This window comes from Enterococcus sp. AZ078 (assembly GCF_051714985.1).
Lineage (GTDB): Bacteria > Bacillota > Bacilli > Lactobacillales > Enterococcaceae > Enterococcus_B > Enterococcus_B hirae.
In genome coordinates this window covers 801,515-826,556 of record NZ_JBIOSW010000001.1, presented here as the reverse complement: position 1 = coordinate 826,556, position 25,042 = coordinate 801,515, and the positions used below count along the sequence as shown (strand labels likewise).

Here is a 25,042-nt window from a genome sequence, read left to right as displayed (position 1 = left end):
TTTGTGCTTTCATTCTACCATAGATAAACAAGCTTTTAGAACCCGTTTCCTTGTTTTCATAGAAAAAAGCTGGGACTATGCCCCAGCTTCAATCTCTTTTAAAACATTAGATAATACACCGTTGACAAACTTACGTGATTGATCATCACTAAAAGTTTTGGCTAATTCAATGGCTTCATTCAATGCGACTGCGGATGGTACATCTTCAATGTACTTCATTTCAAAGATGGCGATACGCAAGATGATCAAATCCATCTTAGAGATACGATTGATGCGCCAGTTTCCTTTGAGGTGCTTCTCAATGGTTTGGTCTAATTCGCCTTTTTTCGCACACACACCGCCAACCAATGTATCTAAATAAACAGGAACAAACTCTGACTCCTCTTCATTGATCATTTCTTTGTGATCCAACTCAATTGCATGGAAAATTGCGTCTTCTTTGGTCAAATCAGCATTAAAATCTAATGGAAATAATGCTTGTAAAGCCATTTCACGAATTTCGTGTCTTGATAATTCTTTATTCATTTTCTTCCTCTTCGTCTTCAAAAAGTTCTTCAATTGCTGGTTGTTCTAGTTTTTCCGGTACGACTGCTACCACATGAACATTGACTTCTGCTAAAGCAATGTCTGTCATGAAAAGAACTTGCTGATTCACGCGTTCTTGCATTTCCATCGCTACTCTGGGAACAGAAACCCCATATTCTAAATAGCAATAAAGATCTACTTTTAACCCATCTTCATCATTTACTAAATAGACACCTTTACCATGCGCTGCACGCCCTAATAATTCCGTTACGTTGCTGGCAAATGTTCCACGCATCCCATAAACGCCTTCTACTTTTGAAGCAGCGATACCAATAATCACTTCAATGACTTCTGGCGCAATGACAATTTCACCAAGCTCTTGAGTCGCATTCAAAATTAAATTTTTGTCCTCTGCCATTTTATCTATTCCTCCTTTTGCCTCTACACAGATTGTTGCCTACGAATGAACCGTTCTTTCACTTATTCTTCATTCGAAACGTATAAAGGTAAACTGTTCACTTGCCTATTTGAGAGTCTTTTTCTCAAACAAATTACGCTTTGTTTTCAAAGCTTGCTGTCTTCTATAGTGTATCATTAAATCAAGTGATTTTCTATAACAAAGTCTGAGTGAATGATGCTTTAGGCTACGCTCATCATAAAATAATCAACTCTTTTGGTGAATGCGTCAACACGCGATTTCCATCAGAAGTAATCAATAAATCATCTTCGATTCTAACGCCACCGATACCTGGTAAGTAAATGCCTGGTTCGTCGGTAATAATATTTCCTGGAACAAATTGTTTCTCAGCTCGAACTGAAACATTGGGTCCTTCATGGATCTCTAAGCCAATTCCATGTCCTGTTGAGTGTCCAAAAGCTTCGCCATAACCATGTTTCGTAATGTAATCTCTAGCTACAGCATCTAGTTGCTTACCGGTAACTCCTGGTTTAGCTACTTCCAGAACTGCTAGCTGGGCTTCAAGAACGATTTGATAAATTTCTTTTAATTGTTCTCCTGGGTCACCAATCGCAAATGTTCGTGTCATATCAGAAACATAACCTTCATAGTAGCATCCAAAATCTATTGTGATCAAATCGCCTTGTTCAATGATTTTTTTGCTAGCAACTCCATGCGGCATAGCTGAGCGTAAACCACTAGCAACGATTGTTTCAAAAGAAACACCTGACGCTCCTAGTGAACGCATATAAAAATCTAATTGGTTGGCAACTTCGATCTCTGTCATTCCCGGTTGAATCATCTTGAGAATATGGTCATATGCCAAATCTGCAATACTACAAGCTTTTTCAATAATCGCAATTTCTTCTTCGTCTTTGATTTCTCGAAGTTCTTCAATCATGCCCGAAATAGGAATCAGTTGCGCATCAATGATCTCTTCTAATACCGAATATTCTAAGAAGGAAACAGTTGTTTCTTCAAAACCAAGTTCACGTAGTCCTTCTTTTTGAACTAAGTCAGCTACTTCTTCAAAAATCGGTCCTACATTTTTGATGATCTCAAATCCTTGAGCTTGAGCTGCTGCTTGCTCGGTATAACGAAAGTCAGTAATAAAAAAGGCTTTTTCCAATGTGATGACCGCTAAGCCTGTCGTACCAGTAAAATTAGTCAAATAACGAAGATTGTATGGACTAGTGATCAAAAATGAATCTAAATTTTCTTCTTGCATTTTTTTACGCAATTTTTCTACTCGTAGCATCATAAATGAAATTCCTTCTTTCTTTGCTCTCTTTTTTCTATTATAGCAAATTTTCTTTCTGACACAGCAGATAAAACAAATTTTCTTAATAAACTTAGTAAAACAAAAATAGTTAAGACAAATCAGTTTCAGATCTGCCTTAACTATTTACTTCTATCTGCAAAACTATTGGCTAAGCGTTAATCTATTTGATTATGATCGTTTCCCAAAAAAGAATGAAACAACTGCCACTAAAATAACTGCGCCTAAAATTGATGGAATAAGTGCCATACCAGCTGCATGTGGTCCCCAGTTACCAAAAATTGCTTGACCGATACTTGAACCAATCAATCCAGCAATGATATTTGTGATACAACCCATAGAATTTCCTTTACTGGTAATTGCTCCAGCAATGGCTCCGATGACTGCACCAACGATTAAAGTCCATATCCAACCCATACTAATAACCTCCTTCTTTACAGTTTCATTCTAGCATAGGAAAATTATTAGGAGCAAATGATTGAACCAGCGTTGAAGCTGACCTAGATAATGACACGCACACAAAAGAAAAAGCGAAACACAAAACAAAACACGAATGACATGCTGCGAAGAGCATCCATTCGTGTTTTTCTACTTGCGTTTGAAGATACTTTTGACACCACGTTTCACTACATCAAAAAAGCTCAAGGATTGAACCATACGACTAGGATCTACGTATTTTCTGATAGCGCGAAGTACTTTTTTGGGTTCTTTAGAAGAAAATGTATATGTACCATTTTTCTTTGTTTGAATGGCATAGCGCGGAATCCATTTTCCTTTGAACATAACGGATGCGATGACGTAATCAATCTCTTCCCAAGGGATTTGAACAAATTTCCGAGTGTCTCTTGCATGATAAAATTCGAATCCTCGGTCTCCAATCATGATTTTCCCATAATCAGTCAAACCAGTAAACGCAGTGGCATCAATTACCAAATCAACTTTTGTATTGATTGATTGAACCATTTAATCACTCCTATTATTTTATCTATCTAGTATACTATCGTTTCAATGTTGAAATCTCAAGTAGCATCCACTTTTTGATAAAAAAAGCTCGGGGCTACGCCCGAGCTAGATTCTTATTATAAAAGACCAACAACATGGCCAACTACACCGACAACGAATAGACCTAAGATAATGACAATTGGAGAAACTTTTTTCTTCAATAACCACATGCATAGTAATGTCAATGCTAAAGCAGCTAACCCTGGGATCAATTGATCTAAGTTATCTTGTAAAGTTGTTACTTTTTCAGGACTAAGTGCTAGACCACTGTTTACTTGTTCAAAAGCACTCTTGATTCCTTCGCCACCAGCAGGTAATTTATCCCACTCAACGTAAGCACCTTTATCTAACTTAACAGTTGATACAACTGGCAAGAATTTAATCGATACCCACCGCTGTACTAAGGCGGCTAATACGAACATCCCTAAGATAGATGCACCTTTTGTTACGTCTTGCAATAATCCACCAGATAAATCATCTGTGATTTTAGAACCAGCTTTGTAACCAAATTCTTGTGTATACCACATGAATGACCAACGAATAATGTTCCAACCTAAGAAGAAGATGATTGGTCCAAGAATATTACCACCCATTGCTAGAGAAGCACCAAGAGCTCCTAACATCGGACGAACAGTAAACCAGAATACTGGGTCACCAACACCAGCAAGAGGTCCCATCATACCAACTTTAACCCCTTGGATCGCTACATCGTCAACAGGAGCGCCATTTGCGCGTTCTTCTTCTAATGCTAGCGTAACACCCAAGATAGGTGAAGCAATATATGGATGTGTGTTGAAAAATTCTAAGTGACGTTTAAGAGCTGCTGTGCGCTCTTCTTTCGTTTTGTATAATTTTTTGATTGCTGGGATCATTGAGAAAGCCCAACCACCATTTTGCATACGTTCATAGTTCCATGAACCTTGAATGAAGGTAGAACGCCATGCAACAGCTAAACGGTCTCTTTTAGATAAAGTAATTTTTTCTTCTGCCATTTTTATTTTCCTCCTTCAAGATTAATAGTCATTCAAAATGTCGCCTAGAGGGTCACCTGAGTTGCTTCCTCCGCCACCATTTGAAGAGCCTCCCATTTTAGAAAGGTTCAAGTAGATAAGAGCTAAAGCAACACCTAAAGCACCTAGGGCAATCAATGTTAATTGAGTAATTGCAGCTACAACAAAACCGATAACGAAGAATGGCCATACTTCTTTAGTTGCCATCATGTTGATTACTAATGCGTAACCTACAGCAACAACCATTCCCCCACCAATAGCCATACCGTCTGTTAACCATGCAGGCATTGATTCTAAGAAAGATTGAACAGTTTGAGCTGGGATGAATAATAATGCTCCAGCAGGAATTGCAATACGGATACCTTGTAAACATACTGCAATGATGTGCCACATTTCAACTTTGCGGATGTTACCTTCTTCAGCAGCAGCATCCATCAAGTGAACGATAGGAACAGCGATTGTACGTACGATCATTGTTAAGAACAAACCAGCAACAGCAAGTGGTACTGCGATAGCAATAGCTGATGGAACGCCTCGAACACCTTGACCACCTAATACTAAAATAATTGCAGATGCAACTGATGCCAATGCAGCATCTGGTGCTACAGCAGCTCCGATATTTGCCCAGCCAAGAGCGATCATTTGAAGAGTACCACCTAATACGATACCTGCTTCAAGGTTACCTGTTACTAAACCTATTAATGTACATGCCACTAGAGGTTGATGAAATTGGAATTCATCCAGAATCCCTTCCATCCCTGCTAGAAAGGCAACGAATACGACTAAAATCATTGAAATAATAGACATGATAAGCCTCCTATAAATATTAGTTTTTTGAATTATGCTTTAGATAATTCAGACTTAGCTTTTTTAAGAATTTCGTCCATATTGTCGCGAGAGTCATTTGGTACTTTACGTACATCAAATTTAACTCCTTTGCTTTCTAGTTTTTCAAATGCCTCTACGTCTTCAGGGCCCATTGATAAAACTTTACTTACGACAACTTTCCCAACTGAGTGGGCCATTGAACCTACGTTTAATTCTTGGATGTCAACGCCGCCTTCAACAGCTGTCAACACGTCTTCAGGATTTTCAAACAATAGCAAAGCTTTTGTATTCCCAAATCTTGGATCTTTAGCAACTTCGATCATTTTAGAAATTGGGATAACGTTTGCTTTAACCCCTGGAGGAGCAGCTTGTTCGATCAATTTCTTACGTAAATCATCTTTTGATACAGCATCTGAAACAACGATGATCCGATTTGGTTGAACAGCTTTTGTCCATGCAGTAGCAACTTGACCATGTAATAAACGTGAGTCAACACGTGCTAAAACATATTTAATCTTACCGTCGCCAACTACTGTTCCTTCAGGTAATGCACCTTTAGGTTGTCCATCAGAAACTTCTGCTTTTGGTGCTTCTTGTGGTTCAAGCTCTTCTGGCTTCACTTTCACACCATCTTTTGCTGTTTCAATGATATGTGCTGCAATTTCTTGAGCAGATTCCATTGAAAAACGTGACGCATAAGCTTCGATCAACATAGGCAAGTTCAAACCACTAACAATTGCCCATTTGTCTTTGTGTTCTTCAAACAATGTGTTTGATTGATTGAACGGTGTTCCGCCCCATAAATCAACTAAGAACAATACTTCGTCTTGATTATCAAAAGAAGCAACAGCCTCTTCTAATTTGGCTCTCAAGTCATCTGGACCTTCGCTTGGTTTTAAAATGACTGCTTTGACGTTTTCTTGTTCGCCAAAAATCATTGAACCTGATTGCAAGATACCTTCAGCAAATTGTCCATGACTTGCAAGGATAATCCCTACCATATTTATACCTCCTACTTCTTTTTGTTGTAACAAATCAAATATTAAAATAATTGCTAACCATTACAACAGATGAATTTGACCATTTTCCAACAACAATATTATGCCTTTTTGGCTTTTGCTAGTAATTCCATCAAAAGGATCTTTCTATCTGCGGGTACTTTGCGAATTTCTAATTCTACACCTTGCTGATTCAAGAATTGGAACGATGCAATATCTTTATGGTCGACTGACACAAAATTTGTGATCATCGTCTTCCCCTCAGAAAAACTCATCCCACCGATATTCAATGAATCCAGCTGTACACCACTTAAGACAATTTTCTCAACGTCTTGAGGATTAGTGAATAAAAGCATCACTTTCGTCGTTGCTAGTAAACCGCTTTGATAAACTTGAATCATTTTTTTCACCGTGATCACATTTGCGATGATCCCTGGTGGAGCAGCTTCTTTTAAAAGAAACTTTCTCAATTTATCTTGGGCTACTAAATCACTAATAACAATGATGCGTTCCACGCCGGTCAATTTTGACCAGACCGTTGCAACTTGTCCATGGATCAAACGATCATCTATACGCGCTAACCGAATATCCATCAGCAAATCTCCTTTTGTTAAACTACTTCACAGAAACCCCTCTCATTTTCTGTGTGTATAACCATCTATTGGCACATTTATATAAAAGCAAGAACCGTGCCAACTTTTTATCAATACACTAAAGGGTTTTAAGGCGTTTCGAAGCAATACACAAAAAGATACACTAATAACAGTGTATCTTTTTTGTGTATTTTTCATTTAGTGTATTCATTTTTTGCCAATTCATTACGAATCAGCTTTAATGAATAATAAACTTCAGATGAAGGTGTTTCAAATCTGACGGTCTTTTCCAACGGGGATAACAATTGTTGGATAGACGAAAACAATGGATCTTCCATCGCTTTTTCCAGTTCGTCTGATTCAACATTCAATGGCTCGTTTAATAAAATCCGTTCAATCATCCCCACTGTGTGTAAAACTAAATTGATTTTAAAACTATATCCATGATTCTCAATCGATAGCTTCTCAGACACTTGATCACTAAAATTCCATAAAGGATCAATCAATTTGGTTCCATTGATAAATGTAAAATTTTGTTCAATAAATTTCACACAAGTCTGTTTTGCAGTTTCTTCACTCAATGGCACTTCTTCTGTTTCATCTAATTCTGCCTCAAGTAATAATTGATCTAAAATCAACTCGATATTTTGATCGATAAACCGCTCCAATGGAATAAATGGCGCAGCAATCTGCGGATCTGTAATTCCAGTAGTCGCAATGACTTGGTAATTTTCGATTAATTTAGGCAATTCTTTTTCCAATTCTAAAACAGAGAGTGCCAAAACAGTCAACTCGACATCTTGCCGTTTACTTACAGAACGTTCGATCAATTCTTTGATTCGTTGTGCGGTTCCTTCACCAGATGCACAAATAGCTAAGATGGCTTTTTTTCTGAGTGCGGTCGGTTCAGGTGTTTTTTCCATCGAAATTTCTGCATAACCACGGAAATTTTTCAAGGAATCGTATAACATATCTAAATCCGTACCTAACACAGAAACTTTGCGAACCGTCTCTAATACCAAAGAGGTCGTCACCATGTCAACTGTCCGCACAGGAATTCCTGTATCTCGCTGAATCTGAGAATTAAATGAAGCAAGCGAACCCATATCCACTAATAAGATCGTTCCACTGCCTTCATCCACCTCTTGCACCATTCGTTCGATCCGACTAAGCGCCGTTTTAGGATCCATATCCAATGGCATATCGACCGCTCGTACATTGTCTGCATCTAATAATTGTTGGACCACTTGAACCATGCTGCTTGCTGTACTATTACCATGAGCTGCCACGACTACCCCAATACGACCGCTTGCTTGATTTGCCCTTAGCGACACAAGCAAGACAGTGAGATAGTAATCTTCGCTATCTGGAATCGTTACTTGGAAATACTCCTCAATATACTTTCTAACTTCTTTCGCTACTTCATATTCCACCGGAAAATCAATTGCCATTTCACGTATATTATCATTCGTATGGCGCTCTTCACCGATATTGATTCTTTTTAAAAAAGAACTGATATGCAGACTCATTGCGTAGATAAAATTTTGCTGAAACTCATATGGCAAAGCATTTTTTACCATTATATATATTTGATTGGTGACTTCGATGATTTTAGGATCAACAAACTCAGCTAGTTTATTATCGGCATTGAACGAGAATCCATGATCCTTGTAAAAAGATTTCAAATGGATGTTGATATCCGTTGAAATAAAATGATTGATGGCTTCTTGATCTAATCCGTCAGACTTTAATAGTGCTGCTTTGTCCCCAATAATGTCATAAAGGTTATAGGGTAGTTCATAAGAATCAGATTGAATCTTCATGATTGTGTCGTTAGGGTACACCGTAATTTTAGGCTCCAATAGCTTCGATAGTTCGGACATCGCTACTCGATTACTTGCTAATTGGATCAATCCACTTCTAATCCCTTCCGTCAAATCATCGATCGTAATCGAGATTTCTGGAGAATTGATATGATTTAAAAAACCACGAGCGCAAATCAATTGGATATTCGATTTCAACTGACCGATGTTCCCATAGGTTACACTACCGATCAACGCTTTAACAACATCTTCAGTTAGCGAAATTTGCCGCTGGATACGGTTGGCTTCATGGGCGATCATAATTTTAACCAGGTCGATTTTTTCATTTGCAGGGCGTTTTTCAAAAGATGGCAACTTGATATTGATCGGTATTCTTCGAACAAAGGTCTCTAATAGAGAAGAACCAGGGTCCTCAGTTGTCGCTCCCACGATCCGAACATTTGCTTCATGAGATTTTGTTGTTTCTCCTAATCGACTATAGGTACCATGATCCATGAAGTAAAAGATCATTTCTTGCCCTTCAGGTGGTAACCGGTGAATTTCATCTAGGAACAACATTCCTCCATCTGCTTGGTCAATGATTCCGGTTTTTTCCTCTTCTGCTCCAGTAAAAGCACCTTTGACATACCCAAACAAGTGACTCATCAATAATTCCGGGTTATTAGCGTAGTCGGCACAGTTAAAGACGATCAACTCGTTGTCTTCACTAATGACGTGATTGGCTTTGGCAAAATGAAACATCGCATGTGCAAAGTAGGTTTTCCCCGATCCAGTTGGTCCAGTGATCAAACAATTCAGACCTCTCGGCGGATATAAAATGGCGGCTTTCGCTTGCTCAACCGAGTTTTTCATACTCCCATTTGCGCCAATGATCTTAGCAAAAATATCTTTCGTATCAATCTGAATCCTTGCTTTTTCTACTGGTACTCTTTCTTCTTTATAGCTTATGACATGTTTGGCGGTCGGTTGTTCATAGGCAACATTTTTTTGATATATGTAACGTACAGGTCGTCCATCGGTTTTCAACAATTTTCCTTCACGTACCAACTGATTCAAATCTTTACTACTATTGGTCCGTTGGATTCCTAAAACCTCAGCTATCTCTTTCGTTGTGACCCCTTGATCATATTCAATCGGTTTTAGATGAGCCGTTTTTTCTTTGACATACGTATAAATTCGATCAATGCGCTTCGCCATTTGGTTTCGCCCCTTTTTCATTAACTGGCTTCAAAACATAATACTATAAATTTAATTCCATTTCGTCAACTATTTACAGTAAATATCTCTTATTAAAAGAAGTATTGACTGGATCAGCTACTCTTTGCCTCATTAGAATTATCCAAAAACGTCCCCTTCAACTTAAAGCTTTTCTTTAAAATGATCGGATCGAAGTGCTTGCGCCGATAAACCATTTTATCTATTGTAATGAAACACAGACAAAAAAAGCTCTCCTCTTAATCAACAAGAGAGAACTTTTTTCATTGAGTTTAGTTCATTGTTTATTCAATTTATTCTGTTTATTGAGTGCTCGGATAAACAATCACTTCCAATTCAATATTTTCTAGTGAACTTTTATTAACTCCGATCGTATAACCTAAACACTTGTCTTCTATAATAATACGCTCATCATACCATCTAATTATTCTTCATTTTTACTATCAAGTATGGTCAAAGTACGGTCATAAAAAAAGCTTTTAAAATACCCATTTCCTTTTACCAAATTATCTGTTTTTTCAGGAACATTAAAATAGAGAATTTTGTTTAACGGCTTATGAACCCACTCCATTCTGCACAAAAAGAAAATACATATAGTTACTATTAGAATCGTAATACTCTGCGGTACACCAAAACTTTTAATAAACAAATCCAAATGAAGTTTATCATTCACTATTCTGACGATAGGTATATGCAACATATATATGATCAAGGATAATTCTCCAAAACTCGTAATAAACAGTCGTTTATTACTTATCAAAGCAACCAAACTACTGATTATAAGGAAGACTGCAATATAGTAAATAAATCGGAAAAAACCACCATAAAGACCTACTAATTCGCTTACATTCGCATAAGCATTTCTACCGGTCAAAAATCCCATCGTCAGCGAGGTGCCATATAACTTAAAATAAACGACAAAAAAACTTCCTGACAAAAGGAACAACGCGCACAACTTGATCTTAAAATTGTTTAGATAATTTGACATTTTTTGATAATCAATTAAGTATCCAGCATAAAAAAATGGAAAGAAAGTTAAGATTCTTGAAGAACATAGAAAATCTCCCAAATTTGCATCATATCCTGCCAAACAACCAATTACAACAGCTATGCCTAGCACCCAGTATTTGTCATATCCATCAATAACCATGCTGATTAATTGAAAAGCAAAAATAGCAAAACAATACCACGGCAGTCCGCTTTCTGTTAAAAAGGAAAAGCTTAAAGAACCTGAGAAGAGAAAAGTGCTAATCAAAAATATAATTTTTAAAATGAAAAACCATTTGAGATATCTAAAACTTTTACGGAAATCCTTGTTACGAATTGTATTCTTGCTGAATAGACCAGAAACAAAGATGAATGCTGGCATATGAAACATATATATCCAATAGTTAATTTTCATTAACAAGTCGCTCTTTTGATTCGCTCGATCAATTAAATGACCTACTACAACCAGGAAAATTAATAAAGCCTTTAAATTGTCCCATTTATACAAACGCTTTGAAACGTTATTTAAATTCATTTTTTTATTCATCACTCCTTTTTAAATCCCAGTATACAATACACCATTCACAAATAGTAGTGATTTTTTCCACTCATATATTGTTATACTTCAAACGAGAAACGTTTTTTATTTTTTTCAAACCGATCATTTAGAATGACGTTCGTTTTTTAATATGTAATTTCCATTTTAACTAATGATAAGCACAGGATTTTGAATAAAAAAGTAAAGAATGGTATTGATTTTTATGTTTAGGCACCTTTTTTATCAACCGTTTTCATTAAAAGTCATAAAAAAAGCTCTATCCTTTACGTAATAAGGGATAGAGCAAACTGTTCATTAAGCTTCTTGAGCTACTGGATAAACAGACACTTGTTTTTTGTCGCGGCCTTTACGTTCGAAACGTACTACTCCGTCAACTTTAGCAAATAAAGTGTCGTCTCCACCAATACCCACGTTCACACCTGGATAAATTTTTGTACCGCGTTGACGGTAAAGAATTGATCCACCTGTAACTGTTTGTCCGTCAGCGCGTTTAGCACCTAGACGTTTTGATTCTGAGTCGCGTCCGTTAGATGTAGAACCGCCACCTTTTTTGTGGGCAAAGAATTGTAGATTCATTGATAACAACATGGTCTGCACCTCCTATTTATCATTAATTGTTTTAATTTGGATATATTCTGAATTTTCAGCTTCTATCGATTGTAATCCCAACAAGAGATTTTCTAATAGAATCTCGGCAATATTGTTTTGCTCTTGTGTCAATCCTGAAGTGACTTCGGTATATAAATAACCGCCCTCTTCTTCATTCATTTCGACAATTGGTTCAAAACCAGCTAATGAGGCAATCCCATTGACAGTACTGATCGCTAATGCAGAAACTCCTGCACAGACGATATCACTCCCATAAGGACCAGCATCAGCATGCCCTGTCAAAGTAAATGAAACGATTTGACCAGCGTCATTACGTTTAAATGTTCCTTTGATCATTATTCAGGCCTTCTTTCTCAAGCGCTAATTAAGCGTTGATCGCGTCGATAACCACTTTTGTGTATGGTTGACGGTGACCTTGTTTACGGTGTGAATGTTTTTTAGGTTTGTATTTGAAAGTAACGACTTTCTTTTGTTTGCCGTGTTTTTCAACAGTACCTTCAACAGTTGCACCAGAAATAATTGGAGCGCCTACTTTTGTAGTTTCGCCACCTACTAAGATAACTTCGTCAAAAACAACTTTTTCACCTGCTTCAACGTCAAGTTTTTCAACGTAGATTGCTTGTCCAACTTCAACTTTTACTTGTTTACCACCAGTTTTAATAATTGCGTACATGCTATAAAGCACCTCCTTATAATAGACTTAGACTCGCCATCCAGAGTGACAGTTACCTGTACTTACAAACTCGTTCTGTGCGGTTGTAGCTGTGGAGTCCACAATTACAACAGTACTAGATTACCAGAAACCAGCGCATTCGTCAACTCTAGATTCTAGAACTTTTCTTAAGTCAATCAATCGCAATTTTCACTTTTGCTCATTATAATGTTAGTGAAGACGAAGGAGGTAAACGAATGATCTATCCTGATGAATTGGTTCAAGAAGCAACGATTCGTATGCAAGGTCGTGCGGTAGAAGGTTTCGTTGCTGGTCAAGGCCCACTCCACCCAAAACTCATGCTGGTAGGTGAAGCTCCTGGCAAAACAGAAATCGATAATCATATTCCTTTTAGCGGACAAGCAGGCAAAGAACTAATGCAAACTCTTGCTCTAGCTGGTTTGACAAGAGAAGATGTTTATATTACTAGTGCAGTCAGAAGTCGACCTTATCGGACAGTCCAACGACTCAATAAACGAACTCAGCAAGCAGAAACTGTTTATCCGAATCGGACACCAACGAAAGCGGAAGTATTCGCTCATGCGCCGATCCTAGATTATGAAATCGAACATGTCGAGCCCCATTTGATTGCTACATTAGGCAATATCGGTTTGCAACGGTTATTAGGTTCTGCTTATACGATCTCTAAAAATCATGGTCAGCTTTATACTGGGCCTATTTTAAAACTGAATCAACAAAAAGATGCTTACGAGTGGAGTGATAAAAGCTACCAGATCCTCCCGCTTTTCCATCCTGCAGCTATTTTTTACAATCGAACATTAGCTGACGTGATCCGCAAAGACTGGCTTACCTTAGCAAACTATCTCGAGAAAGATCCTAGCAATCAATAGCCACAGCTTCCATAGGTAAAAAATCCCGAAACAGAAAAAAGCTGTTTCGGGATTTTTGAATTTTTATAGCTTATTTTAATTAAACACTGCAAAAAACACTTTGTTTGCCCTGCTTCTCAAAAACATTTCTCCTGCTCATGACTGATTACGTATATTGTTCATGCAGCGCTGAGAGTGCATGCGCTACTGTTTGGTGTTGCTCAAAGCCAGCTTTTTGCCATAAATGCTGTAGTTGTTTTTCTACTTCTGGTTGTAGCGAGGTGTAAATAATCGTTTGTTCTCGCATTTCAGCTTTTTCTTGAAACTCATCAAAAACAGCCCGGGCAGTTAAATCAATACTTGGAACACCACGCATAGAAAAAATGATCCCCTCTTTTTGATTTAAATCAGCTAATGTATTTTTTAATTTTTCAGCAGACATAAAAAAGAGTGGTCCGCTAATATAGACAACTGTCCAATTATCTAATTTTTTTGTTTCTGGCAAATCCATTCGTTCCCAATCGATTGTTTCAACCGAGATCGTGATTGCCGCACTTTTGATCACAAAGAAAATACAGCCACCGATAATGCCGATGACGATCGCAATACTTAAATCAAAAATCACAGTACATCCCATAGTAATCAAAAATAATAAGATGCCAGACCAATATCTCTTAGTGAGCAAGACGTTGATCGTTTCCCATTCATTCATGCGCCAAGCAGTAACAATCAACACTCCTGCCAAAGCTGGCATAGGAATGTTTGACATAATTGGTGCAAAAATAATCATAGATAAAAACAAAACCAAAGCATGAATGATACCAGCTAAACGAGTCTGTGCCCCTGATTTAATTGCCACACTTGTTCGGGCAATCGCAGCTGTCGCTGGAATGCCTCCAAAAAATGGTAAAACTAGATTTCCGATTCCTTGCGCAACAAGTTCTTGGTTGCTGTCCAATGGTTTGTTTGCCATTCGTCCCGCAGAAGCACCACAGAGCAAACTTTCCACCATGCCAAGCAAGGCAATGCTAATCGCTGGCACCATCACTTCTTTTAAAGAATCAAGATGAAAGGCTGCAAACGTTAAGCGATCGCTACTGATCAACGTCTGTGGAATTTTTCCCACGGTTGCTATCGGCAAGTGAAACAAGAACATCGCAACCGTTGCAAGAATAATTGCCATCAAAGAACTTGGTATAGTTTGAGCCCATTTTTTGGGGTAGATAATCATTCCGATGATCACTAATAATCCCATAATAAAGGAGGAAAAATTTATCGAAAAGCCAAAGGTCTGATAGCTAAGAAACTTCTCAATCACATTTGCACCTTCTGAATGGACACCAAACAAGTTATCCACTTGACCCAAGGCAATGATAATAGCAATTCCCGAAGTAAATCCAGTAATCACTGGAGCTGGAATAAAAGAGGTCAATGTTCCTAATCTAAAAATGCCTGCCACTAGCAATAATAGTCCTGCTAAAAATGTCGCCAGTAACACCCCAGACATCCCTTGAGTAGCTGCAATCGACATCAAGATCGCAGCCATTGCGCCTGTTGGTCCTGAAATTTGATAAAAACCACCTGACAAGCCACCAATAATAAGTCCAGCAATAACCGCTGTAATTAATCCTGCCGCAGCATTTGCACCACTGGACACGCCAAACGCCAACGCTAAAGGTAAAGCTACTGCAGCTACAGTAATACCAGCTAATAAATCTTTTTGGAATTTTTGACGATCATATCCGTCAAATTCTTCATTTAGTAAAAAAATATACTTTTTGAACAACCTAGAGACTCCTTTTTTATAAAAATTTTACGAAACACGCAACTACTAGAATAGCATATTTTTCTAACTCATGTCAGCTTTTTCACAAAGTTATAGGCGTTTTCATGAAAATTTTTATAAAATAAGATTAACTCAAATCAAAAGAGTCAGTAATCCAATGATTGCCAGACCACCTTGTTTCAAAATAATTAGTTTGTCACTAGTGATACTACCGTAAGCTGCGACCAATACAATATAAACCAATAACAAACTTGCCATTTCTTTTGGTGCAGACGAAATATAAGTGGCATACAATAAAGCAATACCTAACAATCCATTATAAACACCTTGATTTTTAAATAACGTTTGTACCGACGAATTACTTAATTCTTTTTGACTCATTTTAAATACTCTGCCAGTTGCTTTAGAAGTTGTAGCAAAGGTTTCTAAATACATGATATAAAAAAATTCAATTGCAACTAATGTAATGATAATTTGTGAAATAATCGACATATTTTCTCCCCCTATTCATTTCTGCTTATCGGCTTAGAATAAGTATAGCCGAACCGTTCAAAAATAAAAAAACAAACACACTTGTAGCGATTAAAAAAGCCTTGAATCCCCTGATATCAAACATCATCCACCTATAGAGGATGGACTGATTTCTGCTTAAACGAAGTTAAAATACACGAATGTATGAATTTGTAGAGTAAAAATTTTACCTACTCCTTTTACTTAGAAAAACATCCAATATATTCTTTTTTAACACATACCTAGGTCCTACCTGATTAGACTGCGTATCATAAGAATACTTGCTACGTACCCATTTGATCCAACTACCAGAACAAAGAAAAACCGGTAGAAACTTTCGTTTCTACCGGTTTTGGTTTTTTTTACGTCACAGGAGGGATTCGAACCCCCGACCGTCCGCTTAGAAGGCGGATGCTCTATCCAGCTGAGCTACTATGACAGCTTTTTCGGAACAAAAATAATTATATAGAATCATTTTGGTTCTGTCAATATGAAATAGTTATTTTATCAATAAAAAAGATTGCTCAATAGAAAGCGTTCCTCTTTTACCTAGTGTCCGACAAAAAGCAAGCTTTTTGTCGGACACTAGGTAAATACTCTTAAGGTAGATGAATTTGCTCTTTTTCTTTAGTTATCAAGATCACACCATCACCTAGCGGCACTAATGTGGAAGTCAAGTCTGGATGGGTCATGACGACCTGTAAAAATTCATTTAATTTACGATGAATGGCACGTTTGCCTCTAGGAATCTCTTCATCAGGCAATAAAATCGTTCCGCCTTGAAAAATATCATCAACCATCAATACGCCACCTTTTTTTAGCAGACGTAAACATTCTGGTAAAAACTCAATATATTTCGATTTGGCACTGTCCATAAAAATAAAATCATAAGGCCCAGTTAGTTCTGGTAAAATATCAGCCGCTTGTCCTTCTAGTAAAGTAACTTTTTCGGTTAAGCCAAGTCTTTCATAAGTTGCCTTGGCCTTTTTGATCATAACATCAAAACGATCGATCGTCGTGACGTGACCTTTTTCACTGATTAATTGAGCCATTAAACTAGAAGAAAAACCAATAGCTGCACCAATTTCTAAAACATTCTTTGGTTTTAATTGCCCTAATAAAAACTGCATGAATACGACTGTTTCATGGGGAATGATCGGTACTTCCGCTAAATGGGCTTCTTCTTCAATCAAACCAAGCTCTCCAGACAGTTTTTTCTGTTTTGTCCGCATAAAATCAACTAACTCTTCTTTTACTACCGGACGATGCATCATTTCATTACGCATAATCTGCCTCCTCTTCCAAATTATTATACGAAGAACCTGACAAATCCACAAGTTGCAAACAAATTTACACTCACTTTCCTTTTCGTTGGCTATGAGTAAAAAACCGATTGAAACTTTTCTTTTTTTCAAATTCATCTAGCATATTCCAAGCTGTAATACCTGTCAAACAAAAGGCGATGGTAAAAAATAGCCAGCGCATCCAAGTAAATGCTGACTTTGATAAAAGAATGCCAATATAGGGAATCTGAAAAATGGGCGTTCCAATGATGTATCTTCTCCCCACTACACCGGATTCGGTCTGCGTAGAACTATCTGCTTTAGTATAAAAGTCTTGATGGTCTTTTTCCACTGCGATCACTCGTCGGGTGGTTATTTGCTCTCCTGAGTTTTCATAGTACGTAATCACGTCACCAACCAACAATTCTTCTGGTTTCTTCGGACGTACATAGATCAAACTTCCTTGGCTATAGTAAGGACTCATACCACGATCTTCAATAATATGGGTTGATAGACCAGCTATTTTAGGAAGTAAAATAATGCTCAAAATGATCGCTAAAATAACAATCAGTGTAATTGAACTAATATAGGTTATTTTTTTATAAAATGGCACTAGTTTCCACTCCCTTTACTCATTTCTTATTTCCCATCATATAATAACGATTTAATTTTATCAATTTTAACTCTATTTCTTCTACAACGAATTGAAAGAATTTTAAAAAAAATCTAAAAAATAACTCTGGTTATCTAACTTTATGCAGGTTTATGATTGACTAGAAAACAAAAAACGTTTACCCTAAAAAAAATGTTACTTTTAGAAAGGACACATTATGAACTTTTTTAATAACATTGAATATTTTAAAAAAGCGAACTCATTAAAGATAAAATGGTTTTTCACCATTCTATTATCAACGTTATTTTTAATGATAACAGTATATTTCTTTTATTATATTTTTACTCCTTCTGATAGTGGAAAGGTCAAAGAAATAAAAAATTCATGGGAATTTTACTTAAAAAATGAACCTGATTTTCGTTTTGATAGTCATTATATTAGTTACCTTCCAACAGTTGAAAGAAATGAAACTTTTGTGATGGAAACTATATTAAAAGAAGAGATGGATGATTCGAACTTAGTGATTCGGGGAAACAACCAATGGATAAAAGTTTATTTAAATGATCAACTTTTATATGATCGAACAAATGAACAAGACCAACTTCATCCTGGTTTATCTTTGGCAGTTATTGATCTGCCTACACATTATGCTGGTGAACACTTAAAAATCGAAGTTACTTCACCATATGAAAACTATTCGGGTATTCCACCAAAAGTTTATGTTGGAAATACGGGACCAATCATCAGCTTTATTTTTTCCCAATCTGTTCCTCAAGTAGTTACCATGATCATTGCCATCTTTTTAGGAATTGGGATATTGGTGTACGCCATTTTTAAGCTTTACAAAAAAAAGACACTAGATATTTCACTGATCATTCTCAGTTGTTTTGCGTTAGTCTTAGGGTTTGAATCAATCTCTGAAGATATATTAAGCGGCATCCTTTTTGAACCAATCGTTCATTCGATTTTATCTGATACATTTACTATTTTAACTTCAGTATTTCTGGTATTGTATTATTTATCCCGAATGAAACATTATCAAAAAATATATGGTCTCTTTTGTTTTCTGCAAGTCTCCATCCAAATAGGTGTCCTTATTTATTCATTGATGACAGTAGGAGAATTAACTGAACTAATGCCCATTGTTAATGCGGTTAGTGTAATCAGTACATTAGTTACTTCCCTTGTCTGTGTTGGGGAAGCCTATCGGAATAATCGTTTTTTCATTGCTTGTACACCGTGGATTGTGCTGATTGCCATTTTCCATTGTATGCTTTATATCCAACCATCATTAGGTATTTATAATGCAAATATTAATTGGTCTACTATTCTATTTATGATTATTCTGATTATTATCATTTGTTATAATATTATCGAGTACATCATCAGCTTTGATAAGCATCAGCGAACTGTTAATTTCTTGAAAACAAAATCGGATTTACTTGAACAGCATTATGATCAGCTACGTGATCACATTCAAGAAATCAGTACATTAAGAACTGAGTTTATCCAAACTATGGAAAACTTAGAACATTTGGTCAAGGAAGAAGAAACCGATGAAGTACAAAATTATGTGCAAACTATCTTAACTAATGCTCGAAATTTTGAATTTATTTTCTCTTACTCCTCTCACCAACTCACTAATCTTATTTTAGCTCGTTATCAAGAAATTGCATCAAAGCGAAATATCAAAGTGAAGTTTCAAGCCGAACTACCAGAAGTATTGACCGTCAATGATGATGACTTGACCCAAATACTGATTCATGTCTTAGAACATTCTTTTAGAGAAACACATGCCATTGAAGATCCAATGCATCGAAAAATTTATTTATCGATGCAGGAAAAAGAAAATCAACTATTGATTCGTTGTGAACATAGCGCAAACTATGAAACAAATCTCTTTTCACAAGGAATTACCGAAAACTTTGCTGAACAAGAACAGTTTGATTTAAAAATAATCCAAGATGTGGCGGAACGTTATGCAGGAACGTTGACTCAGGAAAAAGATAGTCAGGTAGATCGTTTAATCATCCAATTGACTAAAACAAATCCCAAGAAAAGCATATAATGTCTTTGGCAGATTGGAAAATTGATTCATTGAATGAAGGTTTGAACGGACAAAATAATATTCGTTCTCTTTCTCAAAAAAAGATAAAAAACAGGGAACACCAATCATTGGTGTTCCCTGTTTTTGACTAATGACTAACATTCGATCAATATAAAAGAGCAAGAAAATCTTCAGCTTCGATCGCACCAAAATACTTTTTGATATCAATCGTTTTTACTACATCACTTAAAACTGATTTATCATATCTTTGTCCAATCAGTTTTTCTTCGACGTCCTTTATCTCTCCTAACCCAAAGAAGTCACCAAATATTTTCACATCATCAATCAAACCATGTGACACATTCAGATGGACTTCGATCGAACCAATCGGATACCGCTTTTGTCTCGAAAAGTTAAAATCAGGTGATTTCCCATAATTCCAATCCCAATTACGATAATAGCGATCAGAGATTTCGTTGATTTTGATCCAGTCTTTGTCTGTTAGCTGATACGTATTAACCTCTGCCAGCGTTGCTACTCCGAATATTTTTAATAGAATTTCATCACGAAATTCTTCTGTTAACATTTCTTGTTTTTCTTTAGGTAAAAATGGTTTGATATTGGTCACACGAGAACGAATCGATTTGATCCCTTTGGACTCGATTTTATCTTTTTTTACTTTTAACGCATTGACCACTTCATTGATGTCAGAATCAAACATGATAGTTCCATGGGCAAACATTCGACCATTCGTTGCATACATTGCATTACCAGAGAATTTCATACCATCAATCACTAAATCATTTCGGCCTTTTAATTCTGCTCCAGATACCCCTAATTCGTGAAGAGCTTGAATAATTGGCTTAGTAACTTTAGCAAAATCACGGAAAGAATCGCCATCATCAGGCATGATAAAACTAAAGTTTAAATTTCCAAAGTCGTGATAGACGGCTCCACCGCCACTTAAACGACGAACGACATGGATGCCCTGTTGTTCAACGTAATCTCGATTGATTTCTTCGATCGTGTTTTGATTACGCCCAATAATGATAGATGGTTCATTGATATAAAACAATAAAATCGGTTCATCAACAGGCATTTCTTGGAGTAAAAATTGTTCAATTGCTAGATTGATACGTGGATCATGCTTGTCATTCGGTACAAAAATCATTGTCTTCCTCCTAGATATCAAATACTTTATCGACTTTTGCTAGTGCTACTTCTACTGTATCACCCGCAGCTTGTTGCGCTTCGTTCTGTAATTGTGTAAGATCCCCAAATTGAGGTAAATGGGTCAATACTAGCTTTTTGACTTTTGCTGCTTTCGCAAGTTCCCCCGCTTCTTTTGACGTAAAGTGCGCTTTGTGTCGTTCATTACCAGCAAACAGATAAGTATCTGCTAGAAATAAGTCTGCATTTTCAGCAAATTCTACAAAACTTTCCAAATAGCCGGAATCACCTGTAAAAACAAAGACTTTGCCAGTCGCTTCTTCGACGATCCGCATGGCATAGCACACCACTGGATGGATGGTTTCCATAAACGTGATTAAAAAAGGACCTACTTTCAATTCTTCTGCCTCAAAATAGCCGCGTCCTTCTGACACGTTCGGCATTGTTAACTCATCAAAATGAAAAGTATCTTTAGTATGACCATAGATTGGCAAGATAGCTCCTGGTTCTTTTTCAGGATGTAGTTGCCAATAATATTGCAATACACCTAGATCAGCGATGTGATCATGATGGTAATGGCTCAAGATAACCGCATCAAGTTCTAACGGTTCAAGATGCTCTTGTAATTTTATCAAGGTGGCGCTACCAGCATCGATCAGTAGGTTAAAGCCAGCTGACTGCAATAAATAGCTAGTCGTTCCTTGATTTTTATATGGATAGGCGCCTAAGCAACCTAATACAGTTAATTTCATGATCGTTCTCCTTTCAGAATCAATGTAATAGAATCCTGTTTTTTCTGTGAAACCTCTCTCATGTTTTATGAAAAATAAGTAGCTGGGGGTTCTTTTTCAAGTCTTGCTTGCTCGTAAAAACCTGCAATAGTCACATTGACATAGGCGATAACCCACAATAAACCAAAGAACAAGGCTAGGGCTCCAACAAGGTACCACCCGATAAATGAAAGTTGTAATAGGATATAAGTACCTAAACGATCTTTTAATAAATACCACGCGTATTGCAAACACTGGATGATTGAAAGTTCTGGGTAATCAAATTTAGTCCAAGCCGCAAATTGAAACAATCCGCCCACAATACTCATCAACAAAAGAGAAACAAAGGTCATGAGCAAGGTGGTCAAAACGTAACTAATGTCCAAAGCATTCCCTGATAACACATCTGTTGAAATTGTGTTTGAATTAAATAGTAATTGTGTATAAGTATTGACACCACCAATCAAAAAACCTGGTAATAAAACAAGGGCATTAATGATCCAATTGATCACAACATTGATCAAATTAATCACTAAAATAGGTCCAAAATATTTTTTTTGAAAGACGGCAAACAATAAATTACTTTTTGCTCTGCCACCACGAACGACTACCAGCGCAATGTAATATAAGGCATATGAAAAAGCAAATAAAAGGAAATTCTCTAGTAAAAAGCTAACTATTTGTTGTTGCGTGCTATCTACGAAAAAAAATCCCTCAAAAAACATTTGGATCAAACCCGCAACAAACATCGAAAGAAAGACTAGCCAAGCATTGATTCCCCATTGTTGCGCAAGGCTAGCTCGAGCTTTTTTGCGATAATCTGAAAGTGATAACTTTGTTTCCATTAATCATAACTCCTAATCTTTTCAACTGTTTTGTGGTCTAATCGCTTCACTAATTCCGTCACTAATTTCACAGTATTCAAATAATCATCTTCATGGATCACTGAAGTATGTGAATGCAAATACCGCACCGGAACAGTAATCGCCACAGACGGTACCCCATCTCTTGTCAAATGCATCTGTCCTGCGTCTGTCCCACCACCAGTAATGACGGTGTATTGGAATGGTATATCCATTTCTTCCGCCACATCAATCACAAAATTCAACAGTTTTTTATGTGGAATCATTGAAGCATCAAAAATCAAGATTTGTGGACCTTTACCCAAAATCGAATCCGCTTCTTTTGGCGTCATCCCCGGTGTATCTCCAGCTGTTCCTGTATCTAAAGCAAAGGCGATATCTGGATTCACTAAGTGTGTACTTGTGCGTGCCCCTCTAAGGCCAACTTCTTCTTGCACATCGCTCCCTGCGAATAAAACATTGGGATGTCCTTCTTTTGCTAAATTCTCAAGAACTCGTAATGAAACAGCTGTACCGATGCGATTGTCCCATGCCTTAGCTAGTAAAAATTTACCGCCATTCAACCGTTTATACTCAATATATGGGGTTACCATATCGCCAGGGCGAATACCCCATTCTTTTGCTTCTTTATCGCTTGTCGCTCCAATATCAATAAACATATCCTTGATATCATACGGTTTATTTCTTACTTGTGGGGTTAAAACATGTGGCGGTTTCGAACCAATCACGCCATGGATCACTTTCCCAGCTTGTGTTTTGATTTCCACTTGTTGGGCTAACATCACTTGTCCCCACCAACCACCTAATGTTTGAAATTCCAAAAAACCTTTATCAGTGATCTTAGTCACCATAAATCCCACTTCATCCATATGACCGGAAATAAAAATCTTAGGTCCACCACCAGAACCATGTTTGGCGATAATACTACCTAAACCATCATAAAAAATATCTTCCGCAAAGTCTTTTGCATACTTTTTATAGACTTGTCTCACTTCTTCTTCATTGCCTGGTACTCCTTTGGCTGAAGTCAGATCAATCAATAACTGTTCTTCTTTTTTATCCAAAACGTCTCCCTCATTTCTCGTATTGATAGCTAGATTATACCATTTATTAGGTGTGCTTTTCAGCAGAACGATTTTTTCAGTTAGAAAAAAGCCAGGATTATTGAAAGTTTACCGAATAACTTTCAATAATCCTGGCTTTTTTGCATAATGCATACGATAGCAATCGCTATTTTCTCTTAAATGGACTGACAGCAGTAAACGAGCGTTTCTTTTATGCACTTCGTGTTCGAAACTCCATTACTGTTGGTTTTCTTTTAAATCATTTGGTGAATGTTTTTGCCAGTCTTTACTATAAAATGATGGATCCAATTGATAGTGACTTGGTTGTTGTTGGTTTTCTAAAAACGGTCTAATCCGTTGATCTGCTGCTAGCCACCCTTTCCAACCTAAATGAATGGTGTCTTCCATAAAATAAGGTTGATCAGCCATTTTTGTAAAATCTGCGATCCGATCAAAGCCTTGACTCTGCAATTGAAATTTGATTTTCTTTGCAAATCCTTGAAGCATTTCTTGAGATAACCCAGTATAATCACTCCATTTTTGATTCACAGGTGGAATGATGAATAATGCTTCTGCCTGTTCCTGGGCTAATTGCTGTAGGACTAATTGAAAATCTGAAAATTCAGGTGAAAAACGATAATCCCAATTTTTTTGAGAATTTTTCAGCTCTTTTAAGTGGTGACGAATGCGCTCTTTATAAAAATCATTTTTTAACTTAAAAGAATTGTCACTTGTACTTTTTCTCCCAATATTTTCCGCTAGGTTTGCCAGAACTTTTTCTTGATAATTAGCAGGCAACGGCTTCATTGCCTGATCAATTTTGTCTTGTTTACTTTTCAGACCAATATTGCTGAACATTTCATCTTCTCTTTTTAAAATATTCCAGTTCAAGCGCAATTGATTTCGTTTTTCGACAGAAGGAAGTTGACCTTTTTTGATCATTTGTAACATTTCCGTCAATTTTTCATCTTTTTTAACGATAGAAAAATGTAAAAGTCTTCTAGCTAAATAACGGTCAGCAGGAGTGATTTTTTCCAATGAGAACAGCCAGTCAAGGGTTTGTAACTGTGAATAATACGTATCAAAATAATCTTTTTTTACGCCATCTTTGACAAACCATTGTGGAGAAATGATAAAAACGATTTTCTTATTTTTCAAATCATCTCCTGCAGAGCGCATCATCATATACTGACTTAATGATTGTGTCCCAGGTGCCCCTAATAAGAAGGGACGATAATCACGATGGTATTTCTCCGCCAAGACGGATGGGTGAAACGGACTGATCCGACTGAGTTCACTTGAACCAAAAAAAGGAACATATTTTTTTTCAGCTAAGGCTTCGTTTTTGATGATATCTCCTTTTAACACATTTTCGGACATGGATGTAGAAGCTTTTTTTATGATTGTTGGGTCGGTTAGATCCACACGATACGAAGAAGTGAAAAAAACTGCTATCAATCCAAAGGCTAAAAGGATTGGACCGAAAATAGCAAATAATTTCTTTTTCAT

General features: G+C 36.9%; 25 protein-coding genes, 1 tRNA gene and 1 other annotated feature. Of the genes, 2 read left to right on the top strand and 24 right to left on the bottom strand.

Features of this window, described 5'->3' with window-relative positions; genetic code table 11:
• Positions 1–75 precede the first annotated feature (75 nt).
• From nusB to rplU, 14 genes are all read right to left on the bottom strand, one after another.
• Positions 76–525, bottom strand: a complete 450-nt coding sequence (nusB, locus tag IGJ18_RS04015; RefSeq protein ID WP_010719795.1) for a transcription antitermination factor NusB — start codon at positions 523–525, stop codon at positions 76–78.
• Positions 518–943: an Asp23/Gls24 family envelope stress response protein gene (locus IGJ18_RS04010; RefSeq protein WP_063626745.1), complete on the bottom strand. Its 426-nt coding sequence runs from the start codon at positions 941–943 to the stop codon at positions 518–520. The genes nusB and IGJ18_RS04010 overlap by 8 nt, the downstream gene beginning before the upstream one ends.
• A gap of 235 nt (positions 944–1,178) precedes the next feature.
• Positions 1,179–2,243 carry a M24 family metallopeptidase gene (locus tag IGJ18_RS04005; RefSeq protein ID WP_010719797.1) on the bottom strand — a complete coding sequence of 355 codons (1,065 nt, stop codon included), beginning with the start codon at positions 2,241–2,243 and terminating at the stop codon, positions 1,179–1,181.
• Positions 2,244–2,432: 189 nt separating this feature from the next.
• Positions 2,433–2,678, bottom strand: coding sequence for a GlsB/YeaQ/YmgE family stress response membrane protein (locus IGJ18_RS04000; RefSeq protein ID WP_010719798.1), 246 nt, complete (start codon positions 2,676–2,678; stop codon positions 2,433–2,435).
• A gap of 171 nt (positions 2,679–2,849) precedes the next feature.
• Positions 2,850–3,224, bottom strand: a complete 375-nt coding sequence (locus IGJ18_RS03995; RefSeq protein ID WP_010719799.1) for a DUF956 family protein — start codon at positions 3,222–3,224, stop codon at positions 2,850–2,852.
• Between the two features lie 116 nt (positions 3,225–3,340).
• A complete protein-coding gene (locus IGJ18_RS03990) occupies positions 3,341–4,255 on the bottom strand; it encodes a PTS system mannose/fructose/sorbose family transporter subunit IID (RefSeq protein ID WP_010719800.1) in 915 nt (304 codons plus the stop codon).
• Between the two features lie 21 nt (positions 4,256–4,276).
• Positions 4,277–5,080, bottom strand: coding sequence for a PTS mannose/fructose/sorbose transporter subunit IIC (locus IGJ18_RS03985; RefSeq protein WP_010719801.1), 804 nt, complete (start codon positions 5,078–5,080; stop codon positions 4,277–4,279).
• Between the two features lie 32 nt (positions 5,081–5,112).
• Entirely contained in the window at positions 5,113–6,102 is a 990-nt protein-coding gene (locus IGJ18_RS03980) for a mannose/fructose/sorbose PTS transporter subunit IIA (protein ID WP_010719802.1), read from the bottom strand.
• Between the two features lie 98 nt (positions 6,103–6,200).
• Entirely contained in the window at positions 6,201–6,692 is a 492-nt protein-coding gene (locus IGJ18_RS03975; RefSeq protein ID WP_010719803.1) for a mannose/fructose/sorbose PTS transporter subunit IIB, read from the bottom strand.
• Between the two features lie 194 nt (positions 6,693–6,886).
• Complete coding sequence (locus IGJ18_RS03970) at positions 6,887–9,712, bottom strand: sigma 54-interacting transcriptional regulator (RefSeq protein ID WP_438842926.1); 2,826 nt, start codon at positions 9,710–9,712, stop codon at positions 6,887–6,889.
• A gap of 442 nt (positions 9,713–10,154) precedes the next feature.
• The gene (locus IGJ18_RS03965; protein ID WP_438842925.1) at positions 10,155–11,264 is read right to left on the bottom strand and encodes an acyltransferase family protein; all 1,110 of its coding nucleotides are present in this window, start codon (positions 11,262–11,264) and stop codon (positions 10,155–10,157) included.
• Between the two features lie 306 nt (positions 11,265–11,570).
• On the bottom strand, positions 11,571–11,864 hold the full coding sequence (rpmA, locus tag IGJ18_RS03960; RefSeq protein ID WP_010719806.1) for a 50S ribosomal protein L27: 294 nt from the start codon (positions 11,862–11,864) through the stop codon (positions 11,571–11,573).
• Between the two features lie 12 nt (positions 11,865–11,876).
• Positions 11,877–12,221 carry a ribosomal-processing cysteine protease Prp gene (locus IGJ18_RS03955; RefSeq protein WP_010719807.1) on the bottom strand — a complete coding sequence of 115 codons (345 nt, stop codon included), beginning with the start codon at positions 12,219–12,221 and terminating at the stop codon, positions 11,877–11,879.
• Positions 12,222–12,249: 28 nt separating this feature from the next.
• Entirely contained in the window at positions 12,250–12,558 is a 309-nt protein-coding gene (rplU, locus tag IGJ18_RS03950; protein ID WP_010719808.1) for a 50S ribosomal protein L21, read from the bottom strand.
• A gap of 19 nt (positions 12,559–12,577) precedes the next feature.
• Positions 12,578–12,653 (bottom strand) — a sequence feature (ribosomal protein L21 leader region).
• Positions 12,654–12,794: 141 nt separating this feature from the next.
• Between rplU and IGJ18_RS03945 the strand changes: the two genes are divergently transcribed.
• The gene (locus IGJ18_RS03945; RefSeq protein WP_010719809.1) at positions 12,795–13,448 is read left to right on the top strand and encodes a uracil-DNA glycosylase; all 654 of its coding nucleotides are present in this window, start codon (positions 12,795–12,797) and stop codon (positions 13,446–13,448) included.
• Positions 13,449–13,593: 145 nt separating this feature from the next.
• On the opposite strand, the gene IGJ18_RS03940 is transcribed toward IGJ18_RS03945, so the two are convergent.
• From IGJ18_RS03940 to IGJ18_RS03920, 5 genes are all read right to left on the bottom strand, one after another.
• A complete protein-coding gene (locus tag IGJ18_RS03940) occupies positions 13,594–15,213 on the bottom strand; it encodes a SulP family inorganic anion transporter (RefSeq protein ID WP_438842924.1) in 1,620 nt (539 codons plus the stop codon).
• A 132-nt stretch (positions 15,214–15,345) separates the two neighbouring features.
• Entirely contained in the window at positions 15,346–15,705 is a 360-nt protein-coding gene (locus tag IGJ18_RS03935) for a DUF1304 domain-containing protein (RefSeq protein WP_342081569.1), read from the bottom strand.
• A 383-nt stretch (positions 15,706–16,088) separates the two neighbouring features.
• Positions 16,089–16,162: transfer RNA gene (locus IGJ18_RS03930), tRNA-Arg, on the bottom strand.
• Between the two features lie 160 nt (positions 16,163–16,322).
• Positions 16,323–17,009 (bottom strand): O-methyltransferase, encoded by a 687-nt coding sequence (locus tag IGJ18_RS03925; protein ID WP_034698785.1) that lies wholly within the window; start codon positions 17,007–17,009, stop codon positions 16,323–16,325.
• 70 nt (positions 17,010–17,079) lie between these two features.
• Positions 17,080–17,619 carry a signal peptidase I gene (locus IGJ18_RS03920; RefSeq protein WP_010719813.1) on the bottom strand — a complete coding sequence of 180 codons (540 nt, stop codon included), beginning with the start codon at positions 17,617–17,619 and terminating at the stop codon, positions 17,080–17,082.
• A gap of 217 nt (positions 17,620–17,836) precedes the next feature.
• On the opposite strand from IGJ18_RS03920, the gene IGJ18_RS03915 reads away from it, so the two are divergent.
• A complete protein-coding gene (locus tag IGJ18_RS03915; protein ID WP_034698783.1) occupies positions 17,837–19,687 on the top strand; it encodes a GHKL domain-containing protein in 1,851 nt (616 codons plus the stop codon).
• Positions 19,688–19,832: 145 nt separating this feature from the next.
• On the opposite strand, the gene IGJ18_RS03910 is transcribed toward IGJ18_RS03915, so the two are convergent.
• The 5 genes from IGJ18_RS03910 to dltD all read right to left on the bottom strand — a co-directional run bounded on the left by IGJ18_RS03910 (position 19,833) and on the right by dltD (position 25,042).
• On the bottom strand, positions 19,833–20,837 hold the full coding sequence (locus IGJ18_RS03910) for a lipoate--protein ligase (protein ID WP_010719815.1): 1,005 nt from the start codon (positions 20,835–20,837) through the stop codon (positions 19,833–19,835).
• A 10-nt stretch (positions 20,838–20,847) separates the two neighbouring features.
• A complete protein-coding gene (locus IGJ18_RS03905) occupies positions 20,848–21,588 on the bottom strand; it encodes an MBL fold metallo-hydrolase (protein ID WP_010719816.1) in 741 nt (246 codons plus the stop codon).
• A gap of 65 nt (positions 21,589–21,653) precedes the next feature.
• Positions 21,654–22,451, bottom strand: coding sequence for a DUF975 family protein (locus IGJ18_RS03900; RefSeq protein ID WP_010719817.1), 798 nt, complete (start codon positions 22,449–22,451; stop codon positions 21,654–21,656).
• On the bottom strand, positions 22,451–23,533 hold the full coding sequence (locus IGJ18_RS03895; RefSeq protein WP_010719818.1) for a M42 family metallopeptidase: 1,083 nt from the start codon (positions 23,531–23,533) through the stop codon (positions 22,451–22,453). The genes IGJ18_RS03900 and IGJ18_RS03895 overlap by 1 nt, the downstream gene beginning before the upstream one ends.
• 237 nt (positions 23,534–23,770) lie before the next feature.
• Positions 23,771–25,042, bottom strand: coding sequence for a D-alanyl-lipoteichoic acid biosynthesis protein DltD (gene dltD, locus IGJ18_RS03890; protein WP_438842922.1), 1,272 nt, complete (start codon positions 25,040–25,042; stop codon positions 23,771–23,773).